This window comes from Caballeronia sp. M23-90, assembly GCF_053574605.1.
Genome location: NZ_JBSIPA010000076.1, coordinates 1 through 19,361 on the forward strand (window position 1 = coordinate 1; position 19,361 = coordinate 19,361).

Consider the following 19,361-nt stretch of genomic DNA (forward strand, 5'->3'; position numbering starts at 1 on the left):
TGTCGTTCGCGACGGCGTTGCGTTGTCCTGTCAGCTTCGAGCCAAAACGTTCGGACCAGCTCATAGCATTACCCCCCGGTCTGCAGCAATATCAGCCACCGCTTGCCGGAAAACGTCCGCGCGATGTACGCCCGCCAAGCGAGGCGCTGTCGTTCGCGACGGCGTTGCGTTGTCCTGTCAGCTTCGAGCCAAAACGTTCGGACCAGCTCATAGCATTACCCCCCGGTCTGCAGCAATATCAGCCACCGCTTGCCGGAAAACGTCCGCGCGATGTGCATAGTTCTTGAACATGTCGAAGCTTGCGCACGCCGGCGACAACAACACGGCGTCGCCGGGCTGGGCCAGTTGCGCCGCCGCTTGCGTCGCGGCTTCGAGCGTTTCGTGGTCGTGCAATGGCACGGCCGTGTTTGCCAGCGCTTCACGAAGACGCGGTGCATCGCGGCCGATCAGCATCACTGCGCGGCACCAGCGTTCCACCGGCGCTTCGAGCGGCGAAAAGTCCTGGCCTTTGCCATCGCCACCGGCAATCAGCACGGACTTCTGCGCGAGACCATCCAGTGCAGCGACGGTTGCGCCGACGTTCGTGCCTTTGCTGTCATCGACGAAATCGATGCCGTCGATCTGCCCGATCACTTCCACGCGATGCGGCTCGCCCTTGTATTCACGCAAGCCATGCAGCAATGAAGCCAAGGGCAAATCCACCGCACGCGCGAGCGCCAGGGCAGCCAGCGCATTCGCCGCGTTGTGCAGGCCGCGAACACGCAACGCATCCACCGGCATCAGGCGCTTCGAATACACGTTCGGCTCGGCCGCGACATCGCTTTTACGGCGACGCGCGGGCGCGGGTTCATCGCTGAGATCACGGTCGTGACCTTGCGCAAGCCACGCAATGCCGTTCTCGCGCAGCAACCCGAAGTCGCCGAGACGCGCCGGTTCGTCAAGCCCGAACGTCACGACCTTCGCTGCATTTCCCGAAGCAAGCTTCATGGTCCGCGCGTCGTCACGATTCAGCACGCGCACGGTCTTCTCACCGAAGATGCGGCCTTTCGCGGCGGCGTACGCATCGAGCCCACCGTGCCAGTCCAGATGGTCTTGCGTGATATTCAGCACGGCAGCAGCGTCCGGCGCGAACGAGTGTGCCGTCTCAAGCTGAAAACTCGACAGCTCCAGCACCCAGACATCGGGCAGCGCGGTGTTGTCGATTGCTTCGCTGAGCTTGTCCAGCATGGCCGGGCTGATGTTTCCCGCCACCGCCACGGTCTTGCCGGCACGCTCGCACAACAACCCGGTCATGGCGGTCGTCGTGGTCTTGCCGTTGGTGCCCGTAATGGCAATCACCTTCGGCGTGTAGCCGTTCGCGCCAAGCGACTTCAACGCTTGCGCGAACAATTCCAGCTCGCCCCACACAGGGACGCCGCGTTCCCGCGCGGCGTCGAGGAGCGGCCTCAAATCATCAGCCAGAGGCGACAGTCCCGGGCTGATTGCAACAATCTCGATCCCGCCATCGAGCAGCGCCGGCGTGAATTCACCGCCGACGAAATCTGCATCGATGCCGTGCACTGCGAGTTCCGACAGATTCGGCGGCGTGGCGCGGGTATCGGCCACGCGCAGACGGCACCCGTGACGCGCGCACCAGCGCGTCATCGCGAGGCCGGATTCACCGAGCCCCAGCACAAGCACCATCGGACTCTGCCGATCGAAGAACTTCTCGCCAAACATCGCTTTACCTTTTCCTGGCCAACAAGATCAACGCAGCTTCAGCGTCGACAAACCAAACAGACACAACATCAGCGTGATGATCCAGAAGCGCACGACCACCTGCGTTTCCTTCCATCCCGACAACTCGAAATGGTGATGCAGCGGCGCCATCTTGAAGATGCGCCGCCCTTCGCCGAAGCGTTTTTTGGTGTACTTGAAGTAGGTCACCTGCATCATCACGGAAACCGTTTCCGCGACGAACACGCCGCCCATGATGAACAGCACGACTTCCTGCCGCACGATCACGGCGATGGTGCCAAGCGCGCCGCCAAGCGCGAGCGCGCCGACATCGCCCATGAAGACCTGCGCGGGGTGCGTGTTGTACCAGAGAAACGCGAGTCCGGCGCCGCCCATCGCGGAACAGAAGATCAGCAATTCGCCGGCACCCGGAATGTGGGGGAACAACAAGTATTTCGAGTACACCGAGCTGCCCATCACATAGGCAAACGCGCCGAGCGATGCACCGACCAGCACCACCGGCATGATCACGAGACCGTCGAGGCCATCGGTGAGATTCACAGCGTTGCTCGAACCGACGATCACGAGATACGTCATCGCGATAAAGCCCCACGTGCCCAGCGGATAGCTGATCGATTTGAGGAACGGCAGCATCAGGTCGGCGCGCGCAGGCAAGCCCATCGACAAACCGCTTCGCACCCACGCCATGAACAGGTCGAACACACGAGCGTTGTTCGCCTCGGACACGCTGAACGCGAGATACACGGCGGCAAACAAGCCAATCGCTGATTGCCAGAAATACTTTTCGCGCGACGACATGCCGCGCGGGTCCTTGTGCACGACTTTGCGGTAGTCATCGACCCAGCCGATCACGCCGTAACCGAACGTGACGAGCATCACGATCCAGACGAATCGATTGGCAAGATCGGCCCACAGCAACGTGGAAAACGCGATGCCCAGCAGGATCAGCACGCCACCCATGGTCGGCGTGCCGGACTTGACCAAATGCGATTGCGGACCGTTCGTGCGCACGGCCTGACCGACTTTCAACTGCGTCAATTTGCGGATCACCCACGGGCCGCAAACGAGACCGACGAACAACGCCGTGATCGTCGCGCCAACTGCGCGGAACGTGAGATAGGTAAACACGCGCAGAAAACTGGCGTCATTCTGAAGCCATTGCGCGAGTGCGAGTAGCATGCTGGACCTTCTTCTTCAGTGCGCGGCAGGCATAACGCCCGCTGCGGGTTGGTGTGGACTCGTCACGGCGTCCACCACGCGCTCCATCTGCATGAAGCGCGAGCCTTTCACGAGAAACGTGGCGCCGGGTCCGAAGCCCGCGCCGGTGAGTGCTGCAATGAGTGAGGAGATATCGGTGAAATGCTGTCCTGCCGGGCCGAAGGATTTCGCGGCGTCGATGCTTGCATCGCCGAGTGCGAAGAGCGTGTCAATTCCCTGTTGCGCCGCATACGCACCCACTTCGCGATGAAACGCCGGGCCCTGATCGCCGACTTCGCCCATGTCGCCCATTACGAGCACACGCGGCGAAGCTTGCAACGCCAGCACGTCGATGGCCGCGCGCATGGAATCGGGATTCGAGTTGTACGTATCGTCGATAACCGTTGCGCCTTCGATCGGCCTCACCGCCGCGCGCTTCACTTGCAGACGGCCCTTCACGGGCTCGAAGGCTTCGAGTCCGCGCTTGATGGCATCGAGTGACACGTTCGCGGCGAGCGCGGCTGCCGTTGCCGCCAGCGCGTTGCGTGCGTTGTGATCGCCGAGGACTTGCAATGCGACTTCGGTTGCGCCCTCCGGCGTCGTGATGTGCAACGTCGCGCCAACCAGCTTGCCGGTCACCGCTGCAGGGGGTTGCGAAGCGTCCGTATGCAACGCGAAATCAAGAATGGGATTGCCCGTCGCGGCGACGCGCCAGATGCTCGCGTACTTGTCGTCGGCGGGAAACACGGCCGTTCCATTCGATGCCAGCGCATGAATCACCGACGCATGTTCCAGCGCGACCGCTTCGACCGTCGCCATGAATTCCTGGTGCTCGCGCTGCGCGTTGTTCACGACAGCGACCGTCGGCGCGGCGATCTTGCCGAGCGTTTCAGTTTCGCCCGGATGATTCATGCCGAGCTCGATCACGGCAAGCTTGTGCGATTTGTTCAGACGGAACAGCGTCAAAGGCAAGCCGATGTCGTTGTTGAAATTTCCCGCCGTCGCGAGCCGGGCGCTTTCACCAACAGCGGCAGCGAAGATCGACGAGATCATTTCCTTGACCGTAGTCTTGCCGTTGCTGCCGGTCACCGCAATCAGCGGAATCGCAAAGCGCTTGCGCCAGCCGTGCGCCAGCGCACCGAGCGCAATGCGCGTGTCCTTTACCTTGATGGCTGGCGTTGCAAAGTCATCAGGCAGACGCGAAGCGAGCACGGCGGTAGCGCCGCGTTGCGCGACTTGCGGCAGAAAATTGTGGGCATCGAAACGATCGCCCTTGATCGCGATAAACAGATCGCCCGGACCGGCCGTGCGGCTGTCCGTCGACACACGATCGAACGCAATGTTTTCGTCGCCTGAAACAGTAGCGCCGGGAATTTCCAGCGCTGCATCGCGCAAAGTAAATAACGTCATTCACCACCTCCGCGCGCTTGCGTGGCGCGAGCGGCGAGAGCCAGGCGCGCATGATCCTGATCGGAAAACGCGCGCTTCTTGCCCATGATTTCCTGCGTGGCTTCGTGGCCTTTTCCGGCCAGCACGACCACGTCCTCGCGAGCCGCCGTGCGGATCGCCTGAAGAATCGCGCTCGCGCGGTCCTCGATGCGACGCGCTTTGGCCGCATCCTGAAAGCCTGCCGCGATTTGACCGATGATCGCAAGCGGATCTTCGCTGCGCGGGTTATCGCTCGTGATCACCACATGATCCGAATTCTTCTCCGCGATGGCGCCCATCAGCGGACGCTTGGTTGCATCGCGATCGCCGCCGCAGCCGAACATGCAGATCAACTGACCGCCGCGCGTTTCTGCAATCGGCCGCAGCGCCAAGAGCGTTTTCTCCAGCGCATCCGGCGTATGCGCATAGTCGATCACGACGAGCGGCTCGTCGTTCTGCAACCGGCCGCCGAGACGCTGCATGCGGCCGTTCACCGGTTCGAGCTTCGCGATCTGTGCGAGCGCGGCGTCGAGCGGAACGTGCGCGGCCAGCAACGCGCCGAGCACGCCGAGCAGATTGCTCACGTTGAACTCGCCGAGCGTTGCAACTTCCACGTCGGCGGCACCCCAGTCGGACTCCAGGTGAAACGCCGTGCCCGTTGCGGTTGCACGCACGGCGCTCGCGACCAGCGATGCATCGGCTTTTACATTCGTCACGTCCGACGCGCCCTCGATGCCTTCGATGCCATAAGCAATCGTTCGCGTGCGGCCGTGACAGGCAGCGATCAGGCGTTGACCGGCGGCATCGTCACGATTGATGACGGCAGCCTTCAACGCAGGCCACGCAAACAGCTTCGCCTTGGCACCTTCATACGCGGCGAATGTGCCGTGATAGTCGAGGTGATCCTGCGTGAGATTCGTGAAGATCGCGATGTCGAACTTCGTGCCGTTCGCACGCCCCTGATGCAACGCATGCGACGACACTTCCATGGCGACGCCTTTCGCGCCTTCCGTCTTGAACTGCGCAAACGTGCGTTGCAATTGCGGCGCGTCGGGCGTCGTGAAACCTGAATGCACGAGCTTGCCCGGCATGCCGCTGCCAAGCGTGCCGATCACGGCGGTCGGCGTACCCAACGCGGAGAGCGCCGTTGCCAGCCACTGGCTGCACGACGTCTTGCCATTCGTTCCGGTCACGCCCACGACGAGCATGGATTCGGTCGGCTCGCCATACCACGCCGATGCTATCGGCCCGGCCAGTTCGTTCAATGCCTTCACGGCAAACGAACGCGACGCATCCGGCTTGCCCGGGAAGTTTTCCGGCTGATACAACACGGCGGCCGCGCCTTGCTTGAAAGCGGCATCGATATGCGGACGGCTGTCGGCACCGTCAACAGCGTAGGCAAAAAACACATCGCCCGGTTTGAGCGAACGCGAATCGGCATGCAGTTGCGCACCGGCATCGGCATGCGAGCGCAACCACGCCACCGCTTTCGCGATCTGCGCCTGTTGCTTGATCAAGTCGCTCATCGAACGACTCCCGGATGCGTTTTCGTATTCGCCGATACTTTCAGCTTCTTCGGCGGATTCGTGGTCGTCGCGTTCGGCTTCTTGATGTCGGTTGCCGGCGTGCCGGAAGCGGGATCGTCGGAGACGACCATCTGCTTCACGGCCATGTCAGGCGGAACGTTCAGCGAACGCAGGGTATCGCCGACGATTGCCGAGAACACCGGCCCCGAAACCTGACCGCCGAAGTGGCTGCCGGCCGTGGGTTCATCGACAGAAACCGCCACCACGATGCGCGGATTCGGCATCGGGCCCATGCCCACGAACGACGCGCGGTACTTGGATTTGTCGTAGCCGCGGCCCGCGTGCTTGTACGCCGTACCCGACTTCCCGCCCACGCGGTAACCCGGCACGGCTGCATCCGGCGACGTGCCGCCCTTCGCTGTCACGGTTTCGAGCATGGCGCGCACTTCACGCGCGGTGGTCGGTGCAAACACTTGCGGACCGGTCACGGCCGAGTCGCCGGGCGTGCGGAAGATGGAAACCGGCAACACTTGTCCGTCGTGCGCGATCGCCGTGTAAGCGCGCGCCAACTGGAACAGCGACGCCGACAAACCATAGCCATACGACATCGTCGCCTGTTCGATCCGGCGCCAGCTTTTCCACGGCCGCAAACGTCCGGACACCGCGCCAGGGAATCCCACCTTCGGCGCTTGTCCGAGCCCGATGCTCGTGTACATGTTCCACATCTCTTCGGGCTTCAACTGCATCGCAATCTTGGTCGCGCCGATGTTGCTCGACTTCTGGATCACGCCACCCACGGTCAGCGTGCCGAAGCCCGAGTCGTCAGTAATGCGCGCGCCGTCGAGCACGAACTGGCCGTTGCCCGTTTCGACAAGCGTATTCGGCGTCACACGATGCAGATCGAGCGCAAGCGACACGGTGAATGGCTTCATGATCGAGCCAGGCTCGAACGTGTCCGTCATGATCCGGTTGCGCAACTGCTCGCCGGTCATGCGCGAGCGGTCGTTCGGGTTATAAGTCGGGTAGTTGACGAGCGCGAGCACTTCGCCCGTCTTCACATCGATGACAATGGCTGCGCCCGCCTTCGCCTTGAACTTCTCGACGGCCGCTTTCAGGTTCGTATAAGCGATGTACTGGATCTTGCTGTCAATCGACAGATCCACGTCTTCGCCGTTGTGCGGCACGACTTGTTCGTCGACGTCCTCGACGATGTGCCCCATCCGGTCCTTGATCACGCGGCGCATGCCCGGCGTTCCGGCGAGCACGCCCTGATCGCCGAGTTCGACGCCTTCCTGACCCTTGTCTTCAATATTGGTGAAGCCGATCAGGTGCGCGGTGATCTCGCCTTCCGGATAGAACCGTTTGTATTCGCCACGCGTGTAGATGCCCGGGATATCCAGCGCCGCGACTTTCTGCGCGACTTCCATGGGCACCTGGCGCTTCACGTAGACGAAGGTCTTGTCCATCGACAACTTGGAGCGCAGTTCTTTCGGCGACATCTCGAGCAGCGTGGAAAGCTGGCCGAGCTTGTCCGCGCCGAGGTCGTCGGGAACGGCTTCGGGGATCGCCCAGATCGCCTTTACGGGCAGGCTGGTTGCAAGCACGAGGCCGTTGCGGTCCTTGATCTGGCCACGCGTAGCAGGCAGTTCAAGCGTGCGCTGATAACGGCTCTCGCCTTGTTTCTTGAAGAACGCGTTGCCCGGACCCTGGATCCAGAACGCACGTCCTGCAAGCGCAACGAAGGCCATGAACAGGAGGAATACGACGAGCTTCGAGCGCCACATCGGGAGGCGCACGGAGAGAATGGGATTGGGCGTGAACGCGACGCCCTTGTTCTTCTTTGGCGTGGGTTTCATCGTTTCACCCCGCGTGCGGGAGGAGCCGACGCCGGCAGGGGCGCGGGCAACGGCGCGTCTGTTGCCTTCGACGTCGCCGGGTCATAGTTCAGATATTGCGTACGGCCCGTCGTGACGGGCTGCATTTTCAGGGACGTAATGGCCAACTGCTCGATACGCGAGGTTTTCGACAACGCGCTCTGCTGATATTGAAGCTGGGAAAAATCCTGCTGCAACTGACGCTCTTGCGACTGCGCCCGCTGCACATTGATAAAAATCTGCCGCTGCTTGTTCGACGAGCTCACCGCCGACAACGCGCAGCCAAGCACGACGATCAGCAGGAAGATATTCAGACGGTTCATGGCGCCGTCTGCTCTGTGACGCGCTCGGCGATCCGCATGACTGCGGAACGCGCGCGCGGGTTTGCCGCAACTTCGGCTTCGGAAGCGAATACACGGCCGAGCAGCTTGAGCGGCGGCGTGGGAATGTCGGCAGCGCGGATGGGCAGGCGGCGGTCGATCGCAGGCCCGCTTGCGTGGGCCTGCATGAAACGCTTGACGATCCGGTCCTCGAGCGAATGAAAGCTGATCACGACGAGGCGCCCCCCTTGCTCCAACAACGCCAATGCTGCGTCCAGAACTACTTGCAGCTCCGCAAGCTCTTGATTGATGTGAATCCGTATAGCCTGAAAGGTGCGGGTTGCCGGATCCTTGCCCTTCTCACGGGTTTTGACGACGTGACCCACGATTTGGGCAAGCTCGCCCGTGCTGACGAGAGGCCCAAGACGGTCGGACTCTGCCCGGCGAGCAACAAGCGCCTTTGCAATCTGAAAAGCAAACCGTTCTTCCCCATAATCTTTGATCACCTCCGTCAATTCCTGCACCGTTGCCCGCGCCAGCCAGTCCGCTGCGGATTCGCCGCGGCTCGGGTCCATCCGCATGTCGAGCGGGCCATCGGCCCTGAAACTGAAGCCGCGATCCGGATCGTCCACTTGCGGCGACGACACACCCAGATCCAGCAACACGCCCGACACTTTCCTAACTCCTCGCTCGGCAGCGGCATCGGCTAACGAGGCGAAACTCTCATGCACGATCGAAAACCGCGAATCCTGAATCTGCCCTGCTGTGGCAATGGCCAGCGGGTCTTTATCGAAAGCGATCAACCTGCCGGCTTCACTCAGCTTCGTCAGCGCGAGCCGGCTATGACCGCCGCGCCCGAACGTTCCATCTATATAAGTACCGTCGCTGCGTGTTATCAGCGCATTGACCGCTTCATCCAGCAGCACCGTGCGATGCTGCAATTCGTTTTTCATCGCAGGGGCCATGTTCTTTAGCTCTGCGTCAAAACGTGAAATTCTTCAGCGCGTCGGGCATGCCCTGCGCCATTGCCGCTTTTTCCTTCTCCGCGTAAGTCGCGGCGTCCCACACTTCCAGGTAATTACCCATTCCAAGCAATGTCACTTCTTTGGCGAGCGTGGCCGCGGCCCGCAATTCCGGCGATACCAGCACGCGCCCGGCGCTGTCGAGCTCGACATCCATGGCATTGCCAAGATAGATACGGCGAACCCAGATTGCGTCCATGGGGAGTGCTGCGATTTTTGAACGGAAGATTTCCCACTCCGGGCGAGGAAAGAGCAACAGGCATCCATCCGGGCTCTTCGTGAGCGTGACCCGGCCTTCTGCCTGTCCTTGCAGCGCGTCGCGATAGCGAGACGGGACGGACATCCGTCCTTTCGCATCGAGCGATAGCGCTGAAGCTCCCTGGAACACTCGCCCTCTCCTCTCACGCCCCGGCGGCGCCACGACTTTGTTGGAATATTGCCCGAAAGTGCGCGCTGACTCACACAAAAATACACTTTCTCACACCATTTCCCACTGTAGAGGAACGCATTTCGCCGGTCAATACGATCTGGCGTTTTTTGACTAAATTTGTTTGTTAGAACAATGACTTAGCGCAGACCGCTAAAGTAGGCTGAATTCCTGAAAACCGTTATGAATGAATGAGGTAGTGAAGGATGTGAAGGTAGTACGTGAATTCAAGCGGGCGGGTGGGAGAGGGTTTCGACGCGCGTAGGGACGAAGAAGGGAATTACGGGCCAGATTAAGCGCAGATCGGAGCAGAACATCCAAAACGCCCCTCGCACGAGCGGCGAAAGGCGCCAACGAATGAACCATACTGTTTAAATATAGTATGCGGTGCGGGTCATGACCTTCGATGTTGCGCGCATCAGTGCCCGCACCGGGAACGGCAATTCGACGCCGCCCGCTTGCGTCGCAGCGACAGCATGCGCCGCTTCGTCAACTCGCATCTGATCCACGATTGCCCGCGACGCGTAGTCATTGACCGGCAAACTGGTCATGTGGCTGTCCAGGTGCTTCTCGACCTGCCGCTCCGTCTCGGCCATGAAGCCAAGACTCACGCGGTCACCGAACCGACCGGCAAGAAAACCCAACGCGAGCGAACCCGTGTACCACAAAGGATTGAGCAAGCTTGGTCGCGAATCCAGATCGCGCAGACGGCGCGCAGTCCACGCCAAGTGATCCTCTTCTTCGCGCGCGGCTTCCTCGAAGCCGCGTTTCAAAGGCGCCGAGTTGGTCGCAAGCTTCTGCGCCTGATACAGCGCCTGTGCGCAGACCTCGCCCACATGATTCACGCGCATCAGCCCCGCTGAATGCGCTTTCTCTTCTGCCGTCAAGGACGTCTCCGCAGGATGCTCGATCGCATCGGTTGCGTCGACATAAGCCGCTTGCGGCTCCGGAACCGGCCGGGACATACGGGAGACGCCGGTCATCGACCGAAGTCCACGATCGAACTCCGAAATCAGTTCATCGAGTGTCATGTTTTATAACTCCTGTTTCGATCTCCTGAGCGTCTGGTTGCCCCGCGGAGTCGATCAACTGCACAAACGTACTCTTGCAAACCCGTAACTAGGGCAAACACGGGTCGTAAAAAGCCGTAAGGCCTTGATTTTAGCCCATGTTGCGTAAACGTCACACGAGGGAAAGGGAGCGGCTGCTTTTCCTTTGTTGCCAAAAAGCTCTTTGTTACATTACGTTCAACTTCAATTTTGAAGTACCGGCAGGGACGTCAACACACTGGCGCTAGAACAGTGACCTTGCCAAACAGGTTCAACCCTTTGGAGATCATCAATGAAAAAGTCGCTTCTCGCTCTGGCTGCGTTAGGTACGTTTGCTGGTGCTGCGCACGCTCAGAGCAGCGTGACGCTGTACGGTATTATCGACGCCGGTTTTGTTTATAACAACAACTCGGCAGGCCAGAAGCTGTACGGAACCAGCGCCGGCAATCTGCAAGGCGACCGCTGGGGTCTGCGTGGCACCGAAGATCTGGGCGGTGGCCTGAAGGCGCTGTTCGTATTGGAAAACGGCTTCAACGTTTTCACCGGCCGCCTGAATCAAGGTGGTGACGAATTCGGCCGCCAGGCTTATGTTGGTTTGTCGTCGCAGTTCGGCACGGTTACCCTCGGTCGTCAATACGACTCAGTGGTTGACTACACCGGCGCGCTGGAAGTCGGTAGCCAGTGGGGCACGTTCTACGGTGCGCACCCGGGCGACCTGGACAACATGAACAACTCGAACCGCACGAACAACGCGATCAAGTACACGAGCGCCAACTACTCGGGCATCACGTTCGGCGGTTTGTACAGCCTCGGTGGTGTTGCAGGTCAGTTCAACCGCAACCAGATCTTCTCGGGCGGTGTTGGCTATGCGCAAGGTCCGTTGACGTTGGGCGCAGGTTACGTGAACGTCAAGAACCCGAACTTTTCGTTCTTCGGCAACAACGCAACGTCGAGCGCAACGGCTTCGAACATGACCGGTTCGCGTGTGTACTCGGGTTATGCAACGGCCAAGACGCAGCAGATCATCACGGCTGCAGGCGCTTACACGTTCGGCCCGGCAACCGTCGGCGCAACGTACAGCAACACGCAGTTCAAGGATCTGGGTCAAACCGGCGTGACGGGCGCAGGCCAGGTCACGAACGGCAGCGCCAAGTTCCACAACGCCGAAGTGAACTTCAAGTATCAACTGACGCCGGCGTTCTTGCTGGGTGCTGCATACGACTACACCAAGGGCTACGGCGTGAACGACGCGAAGTACCACCAAGGCGTGATCGGTGCGGACTACTTCCTGTCGAAGCGTACGGACGTCTACGTCGATGGTGTGTACCAGCACGCAAGCGGCACGGACTCGGTCGGCAAGGCAGTGGCGCAGATCAACGGTCTGTCGGCATCGACGACGTCGAACCAGGTCGCAGCGATCGTCGGCATTCGCCACAAGTTCTAATAAGTCGTAATAAAACAGTTGTCTTGAAAGGCGCCTTCGGGCGCCTTTTTTTCGTCTCGCGCAGTCGTGCGAGCGCCTTATGCGCGTAAAAAGACCTTCGCGTCTTTCGATGCGAAGGTTTTCGATGCTGCGTGAGATTTCGTTGGCTTGAAGCGTCAGGCGTTGCCGTCGCGCAACTCGCGGCGCAGAATTTTGCCAACGTTGCTCTTGGGCAATTCCGTACGGAATTCGATCACCCGAGGCCGCTTGTATCCGGTCAGCCGCTCCTTGCAATAAGCAATGACATCCGCTTCAGTCAGGTGCGGGTCCCGCCGCACGACAAACAGCTTCACCGCTTCGCCCGATGCCGCGTCCTTTACGCCGACGGCAGCCACTTCGAACACGCCCGGAAGCTTGGCCACCACGTCCTCGATCTCGTTCGGATACACGTTGAAGCCCGACACCAGGATCATGTCCTTCTTCCGGTCGACAATCTTCACGTAACCGCGCTCGTCCATCACGCCGACGTCGCCGGATTTGAAGAAGCCGTCGGGCGTCATTACTTTCGCGGTTTCGTCGGGACGATTCCAGTAGCCCGCCATCACTTGCGGTCCGCGAATGCAGACCTCGCCCGGCTGGCCGAGCGGCACTTCGCGGTCGTCGTCATCGCGAATGGAGATTTCAGTCGATGGAAACGGCAACCCGATCGTCCCGGTATATTCCGTGGCGGTCACCGGATTGCACGTCACGCACGGCGATGTCTCGGACAACCCATACCCTTCGATAATCGGCGACCCCGTTATCTCGAACCAGCGCTTCGCCACGGCTTCCTGCACCGCCATGCCGCCGCCATTCGCCGCAATCAGCTTCGAGAAATCCAGCTTCGCGAATTCCGGGTTGTTCAGCAACGCGTTGTACAGCGTGTTGACGGCCGGGAAGGTGTTGATCGGGAAGCCTTTGAGCTCCTTGATCGTGCCAGGGATATCGCGTGGATTCGGAATCAGGATGCCCATGCCGCCGGTCCTGATGGTGAGGAAGCCACAAACCGTCAGCGCAAAGATGTGATAAAGCGGCAGCGCCACGACACTGATGAACTGGTCGATATCAGGCCGGTTCCTGCGTCCGGGCTCAAGCCACACTTCCGACTGCAGGACGTTCGCAATCAAGTTCCGATGCAGCAACATTGCGCCCTTCGCCACGCCGGTCGTGCCACCCGTGTACTGGAGGAAAGCGATGTCGTCCGGTCCCTGGCTGACGGGCTTGAGCGTTTCGCTCGCGCCTTGCCGAAGCGCCGTGTTGAAGCTCACGTGGCCCGGAAGATTCCATGCGGGCACGAGCTTCTTCACCTTGCGCACGACGAAATTGACGATCATGCCTTTCACGCCCATCAGGTCGCCCATCGTGGCAACCACGACGTGTTCGATCGCTGTGTTTTTGACGACCGACTGCACGGTATGCGCGAAGTTTTCGAGCACGACGATGGCCTGCGCGCCGGAATCCTGCAACTGGTGTTCGAGTTCGCGCGGCGTGTAAAGCGGATTCACGTTCACTACCACATACCCCGCCCGCAAGATCGCCGCGATCGCGACGGGATATTGCAGCACGTTGGGCATCATGATCGCGATGCGCGCGCCTGGTTTCAGGCCACGAGCCTGGAACCAGGCGGCGAGCCGGGTCGAGACTGCGTCGAGTTCGCCATACGTGATGGCTTTGCCCATGCAGACAAACGCGCGCTTGCTGCGATTTTCGCGGAAGCTCTCCAGCAGCAGATCGGAAAGCGAGTTGTAGCGGGTTGCATCGATTTCCTCGGGCACGCCTGCCGGATAGGACTTCAGCCAGATTTTTTCCATACGGCGTCTCCTTTGTATGATTTTAGAATGGTCGTGCGAAAATGTCTCTCGCGCATCGTAGCGGCTGGATCACTTTCCGACAACCGGGTTAGACGCCAGCTTCAAAACCGGGCGGACGCGTGCTTCCCCCTATGCCGCCTTGCTTCTGCCTGAATTACTAAACGGTCTCGACCTCCACGAGACAGTCATAAAATGTCGCAGAACCGCCGAGATCGGTCAGCGCCTGGCTCGTCACCTGATTCGCATTGCAACCATCGGGTGCGAGTTTCTTCCACCAGATCGACAATCCGACCACCACGCCTTCACGCGCGCGATCCGTTATGCGAGCCCGCGCTTGCATCGATCCACGATCGTTAAAGATGCGCACCATTTCGCCGTTGGCAATCTGGCGGGCATGGGCGTCGGCGGGATGAATATCGACATGCGGCTCGCCTTCCGTTGACCGAAGGCTTTCGACGTTGACGAAGCTGCTATTGAGGAAGTTCCGGGCAGGCGGCGAGATCATCGAAAGCGGATACCGTGCAGCCAGCGCCGGCGCGTATTCAGCCGATTCATACGGCGGCAAATAGTCGGGCACCGGCTCCAGTCCCGCGCGCTCGAGGCGCTCGCTGAAAAACTCGCATTTTCCCGATGGCGTGCGGAATCCGCCCTCCGCAAACGGCGCGTCCGGCAGCTTGAGCTGCGCCCAGCCGGTTGATTTCAGTGTTTCCCAGTTCACGCCCGCAAGCGCAGGATCGTCCCATCTGAATGCCTTCGATGCCACTTCGTCATCGGTTTCGAACAACGCGGGATGCGCCAGCCCCATCGCTTTTGCCAGGCCTCGGAAAATCTCCGTGTTCGCGCGTGATTCGCCCACTGGCGGGATCGCCGGCAAGTTCGCCATCACATGTGTGTGACCGTAGGACTTGTGGGCATCGAGATGTTCGAGCTGCGTGGTCGCGGGAAAAATGAGGTCGGCGTAATCCGCGGTATCGGTCTGGAAGTGCTCGAGCACGATCGTGAACAGATCTTCCCGCGCGAAACCCGTGGCGACCTTCGCCGAATCCGGCGCGACGGCTACGGGATTAGAGTTGTAGACAATCATCGCTTCGATCTTCGGGCCGAACGTAGCGTCGCCGGGATGCAGAAGTGCATCGCCGATGGCATTCATGTTCACGATGCGCGGCAATTTCGACGGCCATCCCGGCAACAAGTCGGGCCGTTCGAGGGCGTTGACGTCAACAGGCGCCCAATTCGACGATGAAAGCAGCAACCCGCCCGACCGCTCGCGCCACGCACCGGTAAGCGATGGCAAACACGCAATCGCACGAACCGCATTGCCGCCGCCGCGCACGCGCTGCATGCCGTAGTTGAGACGTATGGATGCTTTTTTCGTCGATCCAAAAGCGCGCGCCAGATCGATCACCACTTGCGCTTCGATTCCGCAAATCTCCGCCACACGCGGGGGCGGATAGTCGTTCGCGCGAGCCTTGAGCTGATCGAAACCGAGCGTATGCGCGCTTATGTATTCATGGTCGATCAACCCGTCGCCGATCAGGACATTGATCATACCGAGCGCAAGCGCGCCGTCCGTGCCGGGCTTCAACGCAATGTGCTGATGACACTTCTCCGCCGTGAGCGAACGATACGGATCGATCGCGATCAGTCGCGCGCCGCGCCGCTTGGCCTCCTGCGCCCGCGTCCAGAAATGCAGATTCGATGCAATCGGATTCGATCCCCAGATGAGGATCAACTCGCTTTCCTCGAAGTACTCGGTATGCATGCCGAGACTTCCGCCATACGTGTAGCGCAAGCCCGCGGCGCCGGCTGCGGCGCAAATCGTCCGGTCCAGCCGCGATGCACCCAGCATATTGAAAAAACGCGCTGCGATGCTTTCGCCCTGCACGAGACCCATCGTGCCCGCGTAGCTGTACGGCATGATCGCTTCGGGCGAACGCGCTGCTATCTCACCCAGCCGATCGGCAGCGAGTGTCAGCGCTTCGCCCCAGCCGATCGCTTCGAAATGTCCTTCGCCTTTGCGTCCGACGCGGCGCATCGGCGTCAGCAAACGATCCTTGTGATGCGTGCGCTCCGCGTATCGCGTCACCTTTGTACACAGCACGCCTTGCGTCGGCGGATGATCCGGGTCACCCGAAATCTTGATCGCGCGGCCGTCCTTCACCGTGACGCGCATTGCGCATGTATCAGGGCAATCGTGCGGGCAGACGGCGCGGACGAATTCGGCGGGAGCGTTCATGGGAGATCCATTTAGAACCGGCGAAATCCGCCAGATGAGACAATTTTATTACGGTTGGCGAAAGCCGACGGTCTCGAACATCGATAAATAATCGCGGGCGTAGAATGGAACCACTGACGCGGATACCCGTGCGCACGATCAATTGTTCAGACAGGGGCTTTTTCCATGAATTTGATTCCAGAAATCGAAGCATCACACGAAGAAATCAAAGCTTTGCGACGAACGATCCACGCAAACCCGGAACTACGTTACGAAGAAGTCGGAACCGCGAAACTCGTTGCTGAAAATCTTGAACGATGGGGTCTCGAGGTTCATCGCGGGATGGGGAAAACCGGCGTGGTTGGTGTGTTAAAGCGCGGTTCGAGCTCGAGGAGCATTGGCCTTCGTGCCGATATGGATGCCTTGCCGATCACGGAACTCAACACGTTCGATCACAAATCACAAAATGCGGGACGCATGCACGCATGCGGTCACGACGGCCACACGGCCATGTTGCTCGGCGCGGCCCAACATCTGGCCAAGTATGGAAAGTTCGATGGGACCATCGTGTTCATCTTCCAACCGGCCGAAGAAGGCGGCGCGGGCGCAAAAGCGATGATCCACGATGGCTTGTTCGAGCAGTTTCCCGTCGATGCCGTCTTTGGCATTCACAACTGGCCGGGCATGAAGGCGGGCACGTTCGGCGTGACGGAAGGCCCATTGATGGCATCGAGCAACGAGTTTCGAATCAGCGTCAAAGGGATCGGGTCGCATGCAGCGTTGCCGCATAACGGCCGCGACCCGATTTTCGCCGCAATGCAGATTGCCAACGGACTGCAGGGAATCATCACGCGGAGCAAGAAGCCCATCGATACGGCCGTTTTGTCGATCACGCAGATCCACGCGGGCGACGCAGTCAATGTCGTCCCCGATGATGCATGGCTAGGTGGCACGGTAAGAACATTCACGGTCGAAACACTCGATTTGATCGAACGACGAATGAAGACGATTGTGGAATCGACCGCGGCCGCTTATGAGTGCGAAGGCGTGTTGGAGTTCTATCGAAATTATCCGCCGACGATCAATGATGCTGAGCAGGCGCGGTTCGCGGTATCGGTGATGGAAGAAATCGTGGGTAAGCAGAACGTGAATGCATCAGTGGAACCGACGATGGGCGCCGAAGACTTTTCGTTCATGCTGCTCGCAAAGCCTGGCTGTTATGCGTTTTTGGGAAATGGCGAAGGCGAGCATCGCGAATCGGGACACGGCGCGGGCCCTTGCATGCTTCACAACGCGAGCTACGATTTCAATGACGACTTGTTGTCGGTCGGTTCAACCTATTTTGTGAAGCTCGCTGACAGGTTTTTATCGGCTCGTTGATGGGTGTTTCATATCCGAGGGAAGGATTGCGATGCGTCTTGCACTGCAATCCTTCCATTAACGGATGTAGTGGGTTCGGCTGGTCCGATCAATTTGCGCTGTAAACGCAAAAACCCCACCTTGCTGGGGTGGGGTTTTAGCGACTGCGATGAGATGCAGAGGATGAGGAGCCTGACGATTACCTACTTTCACACGGGTATCCGCACTATCATTGGCGTGGAGTCGTTTCACGGTCCTGTTCGGGATGGGAAGGGGTGGTACCAACTCGCTATGGTCATCAGGCATTGAGGGGGTGTTCAGTCGCTTGTGCGGTGCGACTGAACCAATCTGGGGAAGAAGTAGTCGAGTGCATGTGTTGAGCACGCCTCGTTGTTACTGGTGTTGCTTGGGGTTGTGTTTGCTACTACTTATATCAGGCACAACACTGATCTCAACCGATGCGTGTACTTAAGACCCCGCGCATGGCGCGGGATGGGGCATCCATACGTGCTTAAGCACTCATGGCTGCCGACACACACTGGTTATAGGATCAAGCCTTACGGGCAATTAGTATCAGTTAGCTTAATGCATTACTGCACTTCCACACCTGACCTATCAACGTCCTGGTCTAGAACGACCCTTCAAGGAGCTCGAAGCTCCAGGGATATCTCATCTCAAGGCGAGTTTCCCGCTTAGATGCTTTCAGCGGTTATCTCTTCCGAACATAGCTACCCGGCGATGCCACTGGCGTGACAACCGGTACACCAGAGGTTCGTCCACTCCGGTCCTCTCGTACTAGGAGCAGCCCCCTTCAAATATCCAACGCCCACGGCAGATAGGGACCAAACTGTCTCACGACGTTTTAAACCCAGCTCACGTACCTCTTTAAATGGCGAACAGCCATACCCTTGGGACCGGCTACAGCCCCAGGATGAGATGAGCCGACATCGAGGTGCCAAACACCGCCGTCGATATGAACTCTTGGGCGGTATCAGCCTGTTATCCCCAGAGTACCTTTTATCCGTTGAGCGATGGCCCTTCCATACAGAACCACCGGATCACTATGACCTGCTTTCGCACCTGCTCGACTTGTCGGTCTCGCAGTTAAGCACGCTTATGCCATTGCACTATCAGCACGATTTCCGACCGTACCTAGCGTACCTTCGTACTCCTCCGTTACACTTTGGGAGGAGACCGCCCCAGTCAAACTGCCTACCATGCACTGTCCCCGACCCGGATCACGGGCCAAGGTTAGAACCTCAAACAAACCAGGGTGGTATTTCAAGGACGGCTCCACCGAAACTAGCGTTCCGGTTTCATAGCCTCCCACCTATCCTACACAGATCGGTTCAAAGTCCAATGCAAAGCTACAGTAAAGGTTCATGGGGTCTTTCCGTCTAGCCGCGGGGAGATTGCATCATCACAAACACTTCAACTTCGCTGAGTCTCGGGAGGAGACAGTGTGGCCATCGTTACGCCATTCGTGCAGGTCGGAACTTACCCGACAAGGAATTTCGCTACCTTAGGACCGTTATAGTTACGGCCGCCGTTTACCGGGACTTCAATCAAGAGCTTGCACCCCATCATTTAATCTTCCGGCACCGGGCAGGCGTCACACCCTATACGTCCACTTTCGTGTTTGCAGAGTGCTGTGTTTTTATTAAACAGTCGCAGCCACCAGTTTATTGCAACCCCTTCACCCTTTGCGCGCAGGCGCATCAAGCTACAGGGGCGTACCTTATCCCGAAGTTACGGTACCAATTTGCCGAGTTCCTTCTCCCGAGTTCTCTCAAGCGCCTTAGAATACTCATCTCGCCCACCTGTGTCGGTTTGCGGTACGGTCTTGTTAAACTGAAGCTTAGAGGCTTTTCTTGGAACCACTTCCGATTGCTTCTTCACCTAAGTGAATGGCCTCGTACCCTTGAATTCCGCGC

The 19,361-nt window shown here is 59.4% G+C and carries 13 protein-coding genes and 2 rRNA genes; 2 read left to right on the plus strand and 13 right to left on the minus strand.

All coding sequences use genetic code 11. From position 1 onward, the window contains the following. Window positions 1–207 precede the first annotated feature (207 nt). The 9 genes from murD to coq7 all read right to left on the minus strand — a co-directional run bounded on the left by murD (window position 208) and on the right by coq7 (window position 10,562). Window positions 208–1,719, minus strand: a complete 1,512-nt coding sequence (murD, locus tag ACRXB1_RS10620) for a UDP-N-acetylmuramoyl-L-alanine--D-glutamate ligase (protein ID WP_062000334.1) — start codon at window positions 1,717–1,719, stop codon at window positions 208–210. Window positions 1,720–1,746: 27 nt separating this feature from the next. Beyond that, window positions 1,747–2,916, minus strand: coding sequence for a phospho-N-acetylmuramoyl-pentapeptide-transferase (gene mraY / locus ACRXB1_RS10625; RefSeq protein ID WP_062000335.1), 1,170 nt, complete (start codon window positions 2,914–2,916; stop codon window positions 1,747–1,749). Window positions 2,917–2,931: 15 nt separating this feature from the next. Beyond that, on the minus strand, window positions 2,932–4,344 hold the full coding sequence (locus tag ACRXB1_RS10630) for a UDP-N-acetylmuramoyl-tripeptide--D-alanyl-D-alanine ligase (protein ID WP_449491977.1): 1,413 nt from the start codon (window positions 4,342–4,344) through the stop codon (window positions 2,932–2,934). After that, window positions 4,341–5,888, minus strand: a complete 1,548-nt coding sequence (locus tag ACRXB1_RS10635) for a UDP-N-acetylmuramoyl-L-alanyl-D-glutamate--2,6-diaminopimelate ligase (RefSeq protein WP_075358588.1) — start codon at window positions 5,886–5,888, stop codon at window positions 4,341–4,343. Before ACRXB1_RS10635 ends, ACRXB1_RS10630 begins: the two co-directional genes overlap by 4 nt. Beyond that, window positions 5,885–7,744 (minus strand): peptidoglycan D,D-transpeptidase FtsI family protein, encoded by a 1,860-nt coding sequence (locus ACRXB1_RS10640; RefSeq protein ID WP_062000338.1) that lies wholly within the window; start codon window positions 7,742–7,744, stop codon window positions 5,885–5,887. Before ACRXB1_RS10640 ends, ACRXB1_RS10635 begins: the two co-directional genes overlap by 4 nt. Beyond that, window positions 7,741–8,085: a cell division protein FtsL gene (ftsL, locus tag ACRXB1_RS10645; RefSeq protein WP_062000339.1), complete on the minus strand. Its 345-nt coding sequence runs from the start codon at window positions 8,083–8,085 to the stop codon at window positions 7,741–7,743. Before ftsL ends, ACRXB1_RS10640 begins: the two co-directional genes overlap by 4 nt. Beyond that, entirely contained in the window at window positions 8,082–9,035 is a 954-nt protein-coding gene (gene rsmH, locus ACRXB1_RS10650) for a 16S rRNA (cytosine(1402)-N(4))-methyltransferase RsmH (protein WP_449491978.1), read from the minus strand. The genes ftsL and rsmH overlap by 4 nt, the downstream gene beginning before the upstream one ends. Before the next feature lie 28 nt (window positions 9,036–9,063). Further along, window positions 9,064–9,492 carry a division/cell wall cluster transcriptional repressor MraZ gene (gene mraZ / locus ACRXB1_RS10655; RefSeq protein WP_062000341.1) on the minus strand — a complete coding sequence of 143 codons (429 nt, stop codon included), beginning with the start codon at window positions 9,490–9,492 and terminating at the stop codon, window positions 9,064–9,066. A gap of 410 nt (window positions 9,493–9,902) precedes the next feature. Continuing rightward, a complete protein-coding gene (gene coq7, locus ACRXB1_RS10660; protein ID WP_449491979.1) occupies window positions 9,903–10,562 on the minus strand; it encodes a 2-polyprenyl-3-methyl-6-methoxy-1,4-benzoquinone monooxygenase in 660 nt (219 codons plus the stop codon). A 310-nt stretch (window positions 10,563–10,872) separates the two neighbouring features. Here coq7 and ACRXB1_RS10665 point away from each other — a divergent pair, with 310 nt between their 5' ends. Next, window positions 10,873–12,024 (plus strand): porin, encoded by a 1,152-nt coding sequence (locus ACRXB1_RS10665; RefSeq protein ID WP_449491980.1) that lies wholly within the window; start codon window positions 10,873–10,875, stop codon window positions 12,022–12,024. Between the two features lie 155 nt (window positions 12,025–12,179). On the opposite strand, the gene ACRXB1_RS10670 is transcribed toward ACRXB1_RS10665, so the two are convergent. Then, the gene (locus tag ACRXB1_RS10670) at window positions 12,180–13,853 is read right to left on the minus strand and encodes a long-chain fatty acid--CoA ligase (protein ID WP_062000344.1); all 1,674 of its coding nucleotides are present in this window, start codon (window positions 13,851–13,853) and stop codon (window positions 12,180–12,182) included. A gap of 157 nt (window positions 13,854–14,010) precedes the next feature. Continuing rightward, window positions 14,011–16,089, minus strand: coding sequence for a molybdopterin-containing oxidoreductase family protein (locus ACRXB1_RS10675; protein ID WP_449491981.1), 2,079 nt, complete (start codon window positions 16,087–16,089; stop codon window positions 14,011–14,013). A 165-nt stretch (window positions 16,090–16,254) separates the two neighbouring features. On the opposite strand from ACRXB1_RS10675, the gene ACRXB1_RS10680 reads away from it, so the two are divergent. Next, window positions 16,255–17,448: a M20 aminoacylase family protein gene (locus ACRXB1_RS10680; protein ID WP_062000346.1), complete on the plus strand. Its 1,194-nt coding sequence runs from the start codon at window positions 16,255–16,257 to the stop codon at window positions 17,446–17,448. Window positions 17,449–17,617: 169 nt separating this feature from the next. On the opposite strand, the gene rrf is transcribed toward ACRXB1_RS10680, so the two are convergent. Both rrf and ACRXB1_RS10690 read right to left on the minus strand, forming a co-directional pair. Then, window positions 17,618–17,730: ribosomal RNA gene (gene rrf, locus ACRXB1_RS10685) — 5S ribosomal RNA — on the minus strand. Window positions 17,731–17,973: 243 nt separating this feature from the next. Then, a 23S ribosomal RNA gene (locus ACRXB1_RS10690) occupies window positions 17,974–19,361 on the minus strand; the annotation flags it as partial.

Bases quoted from the DNA above. Each gene is read 5' to 3' on its own strand.
- rsmH (WP_449491978.1), bottom strand. From the start codon at position 9,035: ATGAAAAACGAATTGCAGCATCGCACGGTGCTGCTGGATGAAGCGGTC.
- ACRXB1_RS10630 (WP_449491977.1), bottom strand. From the start codon at position 4,344: ATGACGTTATTTACTTTGCGCGATGCAGCGCTGGAAATTCCCGGCGCT.
- ACRXB1_RS10680 (WP_062000346.1), top strand. From the start codon at position 16,255: ATGAATTTGATTCCAGAAATCGAAGCATCACACGAAGAAATCAAAGCT.
- ACRXB1_RS10635 (WP_075358588.1), bottom strand. From the start codon at position 5,888: ATGAGCGACTTGATCAAGCAACAGGCGCAGATCGCGAAAGCGGTGGCG.
- ACRXB1_RS10670 (WP_062000344.1), bottom strand. From the start codon at position 13,853: ATGGAAAAAATCTGGCTGAAGTCCTATCCGGCAGGCGTGCCCGAGGAA.
- murD (WP_062000334.1), bottom strand. From the start codon at position 1,719: ATGTTTGGCGAGAAGTTCTTCGATCGGCAGAGTCCGATGGTGCTTGTG.
- ACRXB1_RS10665 (WP_449491980.1), top strand. From the start codon at position 10,873: ATGAAAAAGTCGCTTCTCGCTCTGGCTGCGTTAGGTACGTTTGCTGGT.
- mraY (WP_062000335.1), bottom strand. From the start codon at position 2,916: ATGCTACTCGCACTCGCGCAATGGCTTCAGAATGACGCCAGTTTTCTG.
- ACRXB1_RS10675 (WP_449491981.1), bottom strand. From the start codon at position 16,089: ATGAACGCTCCCGCCGAATTCGTCCGCGCCGTCTGCCCGCACGATTGC.
- coq7 (WP_449491979.1), bottom strand. From the start codon at position 10,562: ATGACACTCGATGAACTGATTTCGGAGTTCGATCGTGGACTTCGGTCG.
- ACRXB1_RS10640 (WP_062000338.1), bottom strand. From the start codon at position 7,744: ATGAAACCCACGCCAAAGAAGAACAAGGGCGTCGCGTTCACGCCCAAT.
- ftsL (WP_062000339.1), bottom strand. From the start codon at position 8,085: ATGAACCGTCTGAATATCTTCCTGCTGATCGTCGTGCTTGGCTGCGCG.